Source organism: Acinetobacter sp. WA-87, from assembly GCF_039938935.1.
Taxonomy (GTDB): domain Bacteria; phylum Pseudomonadota; class Gammaproteobacteria; order Pseudomonadales; family Moraxellaceae; genus Acinetobacter; species Acinetobacter seifertii.
The window spans coordinates 1418817-1430638 of record NZ_JBDUVF010000001.1; the positions used below are offsets into that span (position 1 = coordinate 1418817).

Annotated in this window: 6 protein-coding genes and 1 CRISPR repeat array; of the genes, 2 read left to right on the plus strand and 4 right to left on the minus strand. The window is 36.2% G+C overall.

The features are described from left to right. The first annotated feature begins 19 nt into the window (after window positions 1-19). Entirely contained in the window at window positions 20-1366 is a 1347-nt protein-coding gene (locus tag ABFY81_RS06645) for an OprD family outer membrane porin (protein ID WP_347913371.1), read from the plus strand. A gap of 181 nt (window positions 1367-1547) precedes the next feature. Here the strand turns inward: ABFY81_RS06645 and ABFY81_RS06650 are convergent, their stop codons facing one another. Continuing rightward, window positions 1548-3353 (minus strand): S8/S53 family peptidase, encoded by a 1806-nt coding sequence (locus ABFY81_RS06650; RefSeq protein ID WP_347913372.1) that lies wholly within the window; start codon window positions 3351-3353, stop codon window positions 1548-1550. Window positions 3354-4109: 756 nt separating this feature from the next. On the opposite strand from ABFY81_RS06650, the gene ABFY81_RS06655 reads away from it, so the two are divergent. Further along, window positions 4110-4394 carry a hypothetical protein gene (locus ABFY81_RS06655; RefSeq protein WP_068936491.1) on the plus strand — a complete coding sequence of 95 codons (285 nt, stop codon included), beginning with the start codon at window positions 4110-4112 and terminating at the stop codon, window positions 4392-4394. Between the two features lie 335 nt (window positions 4395-4729). Here ABFY81_RS06655 and ABFY81_RS06660 read toward each other — a convergent pair whose 3' ends face one another. The 3 genes from ABFY81_RS06660 to cas3f all read right to left on the minus strand — a co-directional run bounded on the left by ABFY81_RS06660 (window position 4730) and on the right by cas3f (window position 10349). Beyond that, window positions 4730-5236, minus strand: a complete 507-nt coding sequence (locus tag ABFY81_RS06660; protein ID WP_347913373.1) for a DUF4760 domain-containing protein — start codon at window positions 5234-5236, stop codon at window positions 4730-4732. Window positions 5237-6537: 1301 nt separating this feature from the next. Beyond that, window positions 6538-6942 carry a hypothetical protein gene (locus ABFY81_RS06665; RefSeq protein WP_347913374.1) on the minus strand — a complete coding sequence of 135 codons (405 nt, stop codon included), beginning with the start codon at window positions 6940-6942 and terminating at the stop codon, window positions 6538-6540. Between the two features lie 170 nt (window positions 6943-7112). Further along, complete coding sequence (gene cas3f, locus ABFY81_RS06670) at window positions 7113-10349, minus strand: type I-F CRISPR-associated helicase Cas3f (RefSeq protein ID WP_347913375.1); 3237 nt, start codon at window positions 10347-10349, stop codon at window positions 7113-7115. A 127-nt stretch (window positions 10350-10476) separates the two neighbouring features. After that, window positions 10477-11336: a CRISPR direct-repeat array (repeat unit 28 nt; unit sequence TTTCTAAATCATCTATGCGATGAGCAAC). Window positions 11337-11822 lie beyond the last annotated feature (486 nt).

Genomic DNA, 11822 nt, shown 5'->3' on the forward strand with positions numbered 1-11822 from the left:
CTTAAAAAAGGAATTTAAAATGAATAAATATTTGCTATGGGGCTGTATTGGTTTAGGCAGTGTGAGCAATGCATATGCAGAGCTTCCTCAAGAATTTGGCAAGTTAGAATTAAAACTTAACACCCGTTACTGGAACGATGAAGGCACTGCCCACCCCACGCTTGCCAACCCTTCGCCTTCGTCGAGTGAATATGAACAAAGTGCCTTAGGGCTTGAGTTAAATTATCAGTCACCTTACCTTTGGGACTGGCTTGGGGTAGATGGCTCACTCTATGCAGTCACCAAGTTATTTGATTCTGGCAAGCCGAGCGCTCAGCTTTTAGAGGTCGAAAATAACGGCAAGCTTGATCAGAACTTTGCAACTTTAGGGCAACTCTACATCAAAGCAAAACTCGGTGATAAAGGCGAAATTAAATTAGGCCGCCAATTGCAAGACTCGCTTTTACTTAAAAGCACCAATAACCGCGCAGTACCCGATACTTTTTCGGGTGCGAGTGGTCAGTTTCAACTGAATGATCAGCTACAAACTTACATCGCTTACTATGACCGCTGGAAACCGCGCAGCACGGATAGTTTTGAAAAGTTTGTCACTGAGAATGACGAGCGAATTGATTATGTTGGTTTGCTTGGTGCCAAGTATCAGTACAAAAACTGGAGCGTGAATGCCGAATATTTAAATAGCAAAGATTATTTGAAAAAGTATGGGGCGATTGCTCAATATAAACTGCCCTTTCATGGCTTGGTGTGGACATTTAACACAGGGGCTTTTTTCTCGCGTGACGATGGCAAGCTGTTTAAATGCGGTGCCGAAACCGAGCTGGACTGTGTCAAAGGCCAAGACATTAACAACCGTGGGAATGGTTATTTTGTCGATGTAAATGTGGCCAAGAATAATCTAGAAGGTGGTATTGCCGTTTCAAAGTTTGATGGTTTTTGGATTGAAGATAACTTTGCTGTGCACTCCGACCGTAACTCGGTTTTAACGCAAGACCACGGCACCAACCCATTTCCGACCTCTGCGACCATTGGCCCTGACTTTACCAATAATGATGAAACCGCCGTTGCCCTTCGGCTGAAATATAACTGGAAAGACTATGTCAAAGGTTTAAAAACCGAAGCGAAGTATATTTATGGCTTTGGTGCTCACCAAAGTAACATCAGCAGTGATATTGAGGGTAAAGAGCGTTACTTTGACTTTACGGTGAGTTATGCCTTGCCGTGGGTGAAAAACTTACATGTGCGTTATTCATTTTTGCATTATGAGTCAAAGTTTGAAAATGCAAACCTAGGTGAAAAAATAAATGGTATGCCCCGTAAAGATTGGGACCAGCACCGTGTATTTATTAATTACCGTTATACATTTTAAGAGTTGGCTAACGACTTAAAGCATCAATACTCATCTAGATTGATTTATAAAACCCGAAAAATATCGGGCTTTTTTTGAAAATTATGTTCTCAATAAAGCGTAAAAGTGCCAGTCATGAAGTTTTAAACACCGTTATGTTGACACTTTTACGCTTCAGTTTGGTTATTTATCATCAAATCATTTAAGTATTTAAATTGGCTTTTAAATAACTTCTTAGAGCCATCGACATGTCTGGCTCTTGTAAAAATTGCTCTCTCAATTCTTGGACAAGCTGCGGACTCAACTCATTTAAATCTTTGGCTTCACTATATTGCTCATACGCTTTTTGTAGCGCGATATTCTTTGACCGATAAAGCAATTGATGTGCTTCAACTTCATACATTTCCTCGCGTCCCGATTGTGGAGGAGCTAAGCCAAACAGTAAGCGCCAGAACGGAAAAGAGACTTTATCTGGCCCTATTTTTTCAAATTTTGGATCGGTTACTTTTGCAACAATTTGATTGATATCCATACCGAGCATGGCATTTACATCTAAAGTACCCAAGCCTATTTGTTTTAAATTAAGATTTTTATTTGCAACACTACCAAACAAAGCAAAACGACAAGCTTCTACTTTTTGCCATCCTTCTAGTGCAGCAAGCGCAGCTTTATTTTTTTGGAGCCAAAGAGCGCAAGCGGCAGCAATTTGAGGTGTACTTGCCGATGTACCACCTCCATCTAAAGCCCATCCATTAGTACTTCCTAACTTCATCCAAGGGACATTTGGTGTAGAGGCAGCAATTGCTTTTACCATGACAGCATCAGGCCCCCAAGAGCCTTGCATGACACCAGCATCATTAGTGATATATGGTTTGTTGTCATAGGTCACACCTGTTGCCGTAATCACACGCCAAAATGCAGAAGGATAAACCGTAAAATGTGTTGCGATATCCATGACTACAGCATTAAAGCTGTCGCCCGATGCAGCAACTAAAACAATACCTTGGTCATATAATTGGTTTGTGACATCGGCCCAACTTGCTGTTGGCAGCCCTCCATGACTTAAAGTGACAACATTACATGGCGGGCAGTATTGACCGTTTGCCGTATTGTAAGTTCCCAAAGCATGCTTTAGACCTTGAGCGAGATTAGAGCTATAGATATGTGCAACCGAACCACCTACGCCACCAATACGAATAGGCACAACAGATGCTTCTGGCGCACCACCAATATAACCACTATAAGTTAAAGACGGATTATCCTTAATATTCAAGGTTATTTTATTACCAGCCAATATTGCTAATGTCGCGGTTCCATGGCCTGCATTTAAATGATTGCCCGGATCTACTGTATCGGCATTATTGTCATAATAGTTCCAGCCTTGTTCTGGTAATAGATTCAATGGTTTTGTTTGATGCTGATCTGAATAGCCTGTGTCAACATGGGCAATCCGTATTCCCTGCCCCAAATAACCTACTGCCCAAGCTTTATCAAAGTTATCTCTTTTAATATACCAATCTAAGCTACTTAAATTTGACATGGTGGGTGGATAGTGAGTATTTAATGGTTCTACCGGATAATTCTCTGTCGATTTTCCATCTACAGTTAATGATTTTCTTTGAGTATCATCATTTTCTTTAGTACTTATGAAATGTTCTAAATCTGGCTCAATATAGACCTGATCTGACAAATCGCCCGCTAACTTAGCATCTTGATATTGTTGATATATTTGATGAGCTTTATCCCATGGATGAATTGCAATTCTTTGTGTAGGTGAATGCAATAGCCAAGTGCTTTTTTTCGTAAAATCTAATGCGCCCTTAAGCATGGTATTGTTCGCTTCATCTGGGAACAGAGGCTCTGTAACTCCTGTTAAACCAGTCAAACCATCGGTAGGTTGCTTTAAATTTTCGGCGAAAATTGAATAACTAAACTGAACATTTTTGATTTCTTCGAAATGCTCGTTCGGTACGCGAATTAATAGTTTTCCGTTACTAGAAATAGTCATAGCTATCTCCCCATATTTTAATTATTGTTAAGATTATATTTAGATAATTTTAATAATTTAATTTTAAAAACTATCTTCACTTAATCTTAAATTACAAAACAAAATATCACAATATATAATTTATTAAGTTTTTTATAATAATTAAAACCATTTTAATCACCAAAATAAAAACAAATGAATTAAATCAATTATTATTTTTTAATAATTAAAATTTTTATAATATTTTATTTAAATTGAATTGACCGTTTAAAAACTTATGATTATTATTGTCTCGCTGGCCTACATTGCCAGTCGGTTTTGACAGACCGAGTATACAGCGTATCAGGTAAATACTCCCTGAGTATGAGACTTGTGCGCAACTTGCACCTCCCCCTTACCGTTGCGGTAGGACGGGAGGGGGACGCGCTTGCGCGTGCTGGTTTGTATACCCAGTCTGTCAACCCTCTTCCGTTCTACCACCATAATCAATTGACGGTGATCTTTGGTGGTAGAGCTCCATAAATTCTAAGGAGTTGACCATGCCACTATATAAACTTATCCCCTCTCCCTTATAAATTTTTTATTTATTTAAAACTTAGGTTTTCTATTATCTAAAGTTTTTAATTTATAAATTATTTTTATTTTAAAATTTTAATCATTTTATTTTCCTTATTTTACAGGCGGATTAACTACATCCTAAAAAATGATTTTAAAACTTAGAATATAGCAATTTATTTTTTTCTCATTGAGATATCCCCAAATCATCACGAGAATAATATGAAATTTTATAAAACTATTTTAGTTTTAGGCCTTGTTGTAAGTGATTACAGCGTTTCGGGTTGTGACATACACACTCAGCAGGAGTTTGAAAAAATTTGCCTGTCTGGTGGACATACCATAGCAAGTTGCGACTGTATTTACCAACGGCTTGAACAAGTGTATTCGCCTCAGCTCATGCAAGGTCTAGAACATGTCAGTTTGCAAAGTCCTGCTCTCCCACAGGACTTTGCCCCTACTTTTTTTAGTGTAATGCGGCGGTGCGATAAAGATGACATGGGCTAAGCGTTTGGCTTAGCTCCCTTATCTCTGTGTCGCAATGGTGGATAACTTTAAATCAGCGCAAAAAATTAAAGTTCTGTTGTGGCACGGGGGCCTTGGGGAATAGTTCTTAACTGAACAATAACAACATACAATACTAACCCCCTATTTGTTATGCTTTTAGCACTTCATAAAGATAAAAAGGGATAAATAAATTTTTAATTATGGTGCAATAAAAAAACCGCTAATTCTAGCGGTTCTATGTAGCTCAAAGTCGCTAGAAAAATTATCAACATCCAATACAACAAACTGGTTACTAAATGTCACATAATGAAAAACCACCCGAAGATGTTTTACATTTATTTGATACAACTCCATCTCATTTGTAGGGCTGTAAGATGTTCGTAAACACTTGGAGTCTTTATTTGTTTTTCTTTAATAATTTCACCAAAAAAAGTAAAGTTTGCATTAATAATTGACTTCATCATATTCCGCATAAGATTTTCATCTAAATCATTAAATCTGACACCAACAGCAACAAATTCTAAATAATTTAAAAGATAAAAAATTGCATTTTTATATTTTTGATCTAAACCATTGAAATCTGCAATTGTTAAATTATAGTTTTCTCCTTTAGACTTTTTGAAATTAACAAAAATTTCAGTGCATAACTCAACTTGACGGGTATAAGCATCTGAAAGTCTTGATTCCATAAGAGTCTGAATCGAATGATTTCTTGTAGAGGTTAGAGATTGACCACGTGCAGGAAACAACCACCCTAAAATAGCCGCGACAATCCCAAGTAAAACCAAAATAGTATTTGATGTATCCTTTGTTTCCGTATTTGTACTTAATGAGAAACCCATTAGTACATAGTTTCTAAGGGATAAATTCCAGTAAACAAGTTCGAGAAACACTATAACTAGACAAATCATCATTATATTTAATTGTATATGTGTCCGTGGTTTAAGGAAGAATTGATCTCTAACCTTATAGTAAAAATAAGCAAATATTAAAACATAAGGTAATAAAAGAATAATTGTTCTTAGTAAAAGTATATTGTCGATTTCCATTTATTTCACACAAAAATAAAGCACCCTTAATAGGATGCTTTATTTGTAATCTTTTGTAAACTAGCCGATGCCATAACCATCTGCTAAACGATAGTTTAATTTTTTAGTTTTCATGGCGTCTCCTCGAAAGCTTGCGCTTGATATATGTAGGGTACGTAAAAATCAGTAATACTATTTTCAATAGTAAACAATTTGTTTTAAAGGATAGTATCTACTAATGACTAAACTGTCAATTGTACTTTACATTCTCAAACCCACTTAAACCAAAATTTATTTTTAAATTTCAGCAACTTATTAATTTTCAACTTTTAAAAATTAGATATATATTTTTTTTAAAATCATGTTGAAAGTGCGGTATATTTTGTATTTTTTAAAATACCCCACACTCGATTTGTTTTAAGAAAAAATAACCTTAAACGTTTTAATTTCTCACCTTAAACTTCTTCTGAGACTCGTCTAAAAACATATTATCAATAGCAAAAATACAGTCAGTCCCTTTTCAATTAGCAATTCATAGTGCTTGTAATAAGCTGAGATAGCCAAATCTTGCCCATACCACCTTGAACGTGAAATAACGTTGTATGCAAGAGGATCGCATTCACAAATAATGGTGGTCAATTAATAAAGCCGCCTTTAGCAACTATCAAAGCGCATATAGTAGACTTCATTATCATTTCAACCCTCTATTATTTAGATGCTTGCTATAACTGATGCAACTTTGATGTTTAGAGGCTAATCCAGAAGTTTTGAAGGTACTTACACAAAAGATCAGTGTATAGTGATAAAGTTTTAGGGATTTAAAAAAAATTACTAAGTCATTAAAATTTAAAGTTTTCATGATTTTTATAGAATAGTGGGAGTTGAACCCGCGTCCACCAGCACTACACGTTTGGCTTAGCTCCCTTATCTATGTGTCGCAATGGTGGATAACTTTAAATCAGCGCAAAAAATTAAAGTTCTGTTGTGGCACGGGGGCCTTTGGGGAATTAAATATTTAGAGAATTTCTTTTAATTAACGAATTATATTTAATAGACGGTGAAGCGATTGAAAGATCAATTCTTCAAGAGCCGATATCTAAATAAAAAAGAGCTCATTAGAGCTCTTTGTACTTATTACTTTCTATAAATTTTAGAAAATTAATTAACGCTAATTTATCTTTAAAGTTAACTCCTATCCCATACCGTGTAGGATTCTTGGCACACTCAGACTCACTAGACTGTGGAAAACGAGCAAATGCTGTATTCATATTTCCTTTTTCTGCAAAACTAAACTCAACTTTCTCTAGCTTTGTTAAAACTTCTTTAAATTTCCGAAAAGATGGATGAATCATAAGCCTCGAAGGCTGTTTTTTTCTTTTTTGGTTATCTGTCAGTTGCTTAACATAAACATATTGACCATTTTTTAATTTAAATTCATGAGCATATTTACGAGTATTAGTTTGTGTATACCCTAGCTCTGTCATGAGCTCATCAATTTCTGTACAAGATAAAAAAGTCATTTCACTTAACCTAAATATTATTTTGAGGTATTTCTAACGAATCAAGAGACAAAATTCTAATGAAGAAATAGCAATACTATAAAAATAAAATTAGCTGCGATGGAAGGCTGCTCTACGTCGATATAAAAAATTAAGCTTCTGTTGTGTACGAGAACCTTATTTTTAGTAATTTATTTTTGCATCACACCAAAGCCATAATCATAAGACCAAGTAGGTATTTCGTCTCTATTGTAAGGTATTAAAGATATACGGCAGCCTTGCTCATTGGCAATTTGGTATTCATAACAGTAATCTTTCATTTGTTGTGGATTGAGAGCTAACCATGCTTGTGGTTTAGCAGGAATTTCTTCGAACTTCACTTGATCCCATACCAAACCGTATTTTGGATATTTTAAAGTTTTAGTCGCTTTTTCATCAAAACCATAAACTTGTTTTTTAACAATCAAGCTATCAGCCCACTCAAACATATAGGTTTCTTGATAGTTACGTTCACGTAAAGGCGTTAAATTATAAATATTCTCTGTCATGATACTTGCATCTACATCCGACCGAGAAAATAACTGCTCCCCTTGATCATTAAAATAATTTTGGCAAAAATTTCCTATTTGTTGATCATCATGTTTTGCAAATAAACAATTTACTTGATCAAAACGAAGTCTGGCATTAATAACTAATTGAGATTGATGATCCCATGGCAAAAGCTCGCTTAAATCTTGGTATGAATAAGTTGATGTTACAGATGAACCATACCCTTCATAGCCAGGGTATACAAATACAGGTCTGCGCTGTTTACTTTGTTGCTTAAGTTTTTCAATATCGCGTCGTTCACAATAACGATAATTCCACTGTGGAATCATAATATTGGGTTGCTGTACTTTTTCTAACCTATGACGATTAACACGACCCGCTGTTTGTACAATTGATTGTACACTTGATGCATCAATAATAGCCCAATCAAAATCATGATCTCGCCCGACTTCTTCCACTGGTGTTGCAATCACAATAAATGGAATATTTAAGGAGCTAGATTTCTGAATGAGGTTAATAATTTCATCATCTTGTTCGATCTGCTCATTACCAGTTTTTCTTTTTTTACCGTCTTTATGACGTGTTAAAAGCTGATCTAAACGTTGCTCTTTATAAAATCTTGAAATAAGCCAGTCATTCGCATGATAACAAGCTACTTTTGCCTCAGGTAAATGATCTGATAAAAATTGAGCAAGTCGAATTGCATGTTTAATATTGGCAACCCGTATAAGTCCCAAAGAAATTTTCTTTTCGGTCTTTTTAAAATTCCATGCATGCGCTTGATGAAGTTGCTTTACTCCTTCCAATACCGACTGTTTCCACGATAAAACTGTAGTTTCAGGTAATGAAAGCAACTGAGCCAGTCGATGAGTAGGCTTAGAGAGTAAGTGAACTTGTAAATTATCTAAATGCTTTTGGTAGTTGGTATTAAATTCTGATTTTTGATTTGATCGTTCTAACCAAACCTGCGGTTTAAGCTCATTATCAATAATCGCAATGATTGATTTTTTCTCATTTCCATACAGAGCCGCCCGCATCTGTATACCTGACTCAAATGCCCGATGAATTGTTTTAGCAACTGTAAGTGATAAGGTTGCTGACGAACAAATAACATTTCGACCATACATTGCAGCTAACTGGACTAAGCGCAAAACAGCGATCAATGCTTTAGGTTCATAGCCATCAACTTCATCTAAAATCAAGTCACTACTCATAATTCTGAGTAATGCTTTAACATGATGTCCTTGTCTATGTGGTTCCCCCCCTGCAATCAGATAATCAATGGTTGAAACTAATAATGGTGAAGCAAGGATGGTAGTTTCTTTTTGATCTAAAACTTTACGTCCATTTTTTTCAACCGTAAATAATGGATGTAACCACTCAGGTAAATCACAGTCCTCACCCCAAGCATCAAACATAGGCTCTGGATGATTTTCATCTTCATCAACGAACTCAATTTTCTCTTTACTTTGATCAAATAAAGTCTGAGTAACAGTATCTCCAATAATCACGGCGATTTCATCGTCCGATAGATTCATTGACGTTTTAAGTGCATGCCCAGTCTGCAAAGTTAGAGAACGCAAATTAAGCGCAATCACTATTCTTGGGTCATCTGGTCTTAAAGTACAAGCCGCCCGCAAATTCATACGGGTTTTACCACTTCCTGTCCCTGCAATATTAAATACGAGTGCCGGTGTTTCAGGATGCTTCTGTATATTTTTTTGCAATGCATTTGCTGCAATATTTTGCCATTGGAAACGCCGGTGAGTTGTTGGCTGACAGATGTACTCAACTGTTTGCTCAGATAGACCAGATAAGCTCAAATCAGTCATCATTTGAACTGCGATTCGTGAAGCCCGATCACCCACTTGGTGTAAGTGCCATTCTAGTGGCTGATCTTGTAATTTGGCTTTTTTGTCTTGGTCTATAGTTTTAAGCTTTGTATTTGCAAATAACGAAACATTTTCAGGTTTTTGCAAAGAATATTGCTGGGCCGAGACAATATGATCGGCATGAATCAGAGCTGCTCGTGAATGTAGTGCTAAGGCTTTCCAGTACAAAAGCTGGTCTGTTTTTTGTTTTGGTATTAATGCAGTTAAGCGCTGCATACGTTTTTGATGGCTTTTAAAAATAGAGTCTGGCAACTCACCTGCACAGCTCATTTGTTCACGGCTTGGAACCAATGTCCGAACATGATTTTCATAGTGAGGTAATGCGAGTGGATCATTTTTTAAAGCTTCTTCCACCCCTAATAATCCATGATGTGTAACAACTAAATAATCGACTGCTTCTAATTCATTTTGGATTCCCTGTTCAATTTCTTGTCGATCACCTAAAGTAAATTTCTCTAAACCTTTATCTAAATTCTTCCAAGCAAGCTGCCAGTCCCATCCATTTTTTCTGAGTTGTTGTAATAATTTTAAAGACAACCATTCATGTCGAATGCCATCTCTAATTTTTTGCCCTGCCATTTCTGGACTTAATTTGTTCTGAAAATGTTGGGATGCCTTACCGATATCATGCATGTCCCCTGCTGCACCTGCCAACAAGCTACTTACTTTGACCCATTCATCTAGCATCAGTAGTTTTTGTTGTTTTTTGGTCGATGCAACTGGATATGCACCGTCATGGGCAAATTTATGTTTTGCTCCTACAACCCATGCCAGCTTCATTCTTCGCACACCAAAATTAATGTAAGCGGCTACCGCAGTTTGTCGAGTGGCTACTTTTTTTAATGCACTACGAATTTCTTTTAAGCCATCCATTGTCATTGGTGCTTGCCAAGACGAATGTCCTGTACGAATAGCATAGCTATCCAAAATCGCTCTAGTTTTCTTTAAAGCTCTTTTTTCACAAGCCGAGATGAAAATGACATGCATAGTTTATTGTTAAAGTTTAAATATCATAAAAATATAATCTTTTGTTTTAAAAAGAGAAAGTTTTTATCAGCTTAACACAACCTTTTAACAACAAAATACGTCGTTTTAAATTTTGAAAGGGAAATTTTTAAATCATCTAGACGATGAATAATCGTCTGCGGCGTTGTGGAACTCCGAAATATTGTTTCTAAATCATCTGGGCGATGAACAACAGTGCCGGATTATCCGTTGGCTCATCTTTATCTTTCTAAATCATCTGGGTGATGAACAACAATATGTTAGCCAATATCTCGTTTGATGCTGCTTTCTAAATCATCTGGGCGATGAATAACCTCCCAACGCACTATACAGGGATGGCTTGTAATTTCTAAATCATCTATGCGATGAATAACTCAGACGAAGCCAAAAATATAGGTATAAAAATTTGCTAAATCATCTGGGCGATGAATAACGTAAAGACCAGAAAGGCAACATCATGGTACTATTGCTAAATCATCTGGACGATGAACAACCAATACGGAGCTTTCGAAGCTCTTTGCCAAAATTTTTAAATCATCTATACGATGAACAACCCAGGATGTTTTAGCGCAGGCGATACATTAGATTTCTAAATCATCTAGGCGATGAATAACATTTACAACATAGCCCTGCGCGAGATGCGATATTTCTAAATCATCTACACGATGAGCAACCGGTAGAACGGATTAAGGGATTTGGTAATCAATTTCTAAATCATCTATGCGATGAACAACCTAGTTTGCACATTCATTTAGTCAATATTTTCTTTCTAAATCATCTATGCGATGAGCAACTGATTTTGAAGGTAAACATGTCAGTGTAGATTTTTCTAAATCATCTATGCGATGAGCAACTAGCAGCTGAAACTGCTTCGGATAAATTGGTATTTCTAAATCATCTATGCGATGAGCAACGTGAAGCACCAACATATAAATCTGCTGTATTTTTTCTAAATCATCTATGCGATGGTTTAAAATATAGGGTAATTCTGATCTTAAGTATTTATGTTAGCCATCATATAATGGATTTAGAAAGCCCTATTTTTCCTTTAAAAGTAATTTTGAAAGGTGTTCATCGTACAGATGGTTTAGAAATTAGCTGACGTTGAGCATAACATCGGTATAAAGTTATTCATTGCCTAGATGATTTAGAAACCGCCTCAGTATATTGATTCGTGGTCTTTAATCTTCGTCATCGCCCAGATGATTTAGAAAGGCTTATAAACGCCTTGCCCAACTCCCCAAGTGTTATTCATCGTCCAGATGATTTAGCAATAAAGTGTTAGAGCCATAAACGCCATCAACCTGTTGTTCATCGCCCAGATGATTTAGAAGTTCAATTTTTTCAGTGATATTTTTGATATTCCGTTGCTCATCGCATAGATGATTTAGAAATTTATCGGCGCGCTTAATATTGGGATCCCGTAGTTCGTCATCGCCCAGATGATTTAGGAAC

Excerpts from the sequence above, each read along its gene's own strand:
- ABFY81_RS06645 (WP_347913371.1), top strand. The coding sequence starts at position 20 with ATGAATAAATATTTGCTATGGGGCTGTATTGGTTTAGGCAGTGTGAGC.
- ABFY81_RS06650 (WP_347913372.1), bottom strand. The coding sequence starts at position 3,353 with ATGACTATTTCTAGTAACGGAAAACTATTAATTCGCGTACCGAACGAG.
- ABFY81_RS06655 (WP_068936491.1), top strand. The coding sequence starts at position 4,110 with ATGAAATTTTATAAAACTATTTTAGTTTTAGGCCTTGTTGTAAGTGAT.
- ABFY81_RS06660 (WP_347913373.1), bottom strand. The coding sequence starts at position 5,236 with ATGGGTTTCTCATTAAGTACAAATACGGAAACAAAGGATACATCAAAT.
- ABFY81_RS06665 (WP_347913374.1), bottom strand. The coding sequence starts at position 6,942 with ATGACTTTTTTATCTTGTACAGAAATTGATGAGCTCATGACAGAGCTA.
- cas3f (WP_347913375.1), bottom strand. The coding sequence starts at position 10,349 with ATGCATGTCATTTTCATCTCGGCTTGTGAAAAAAGAGCTTTAAAGAAA.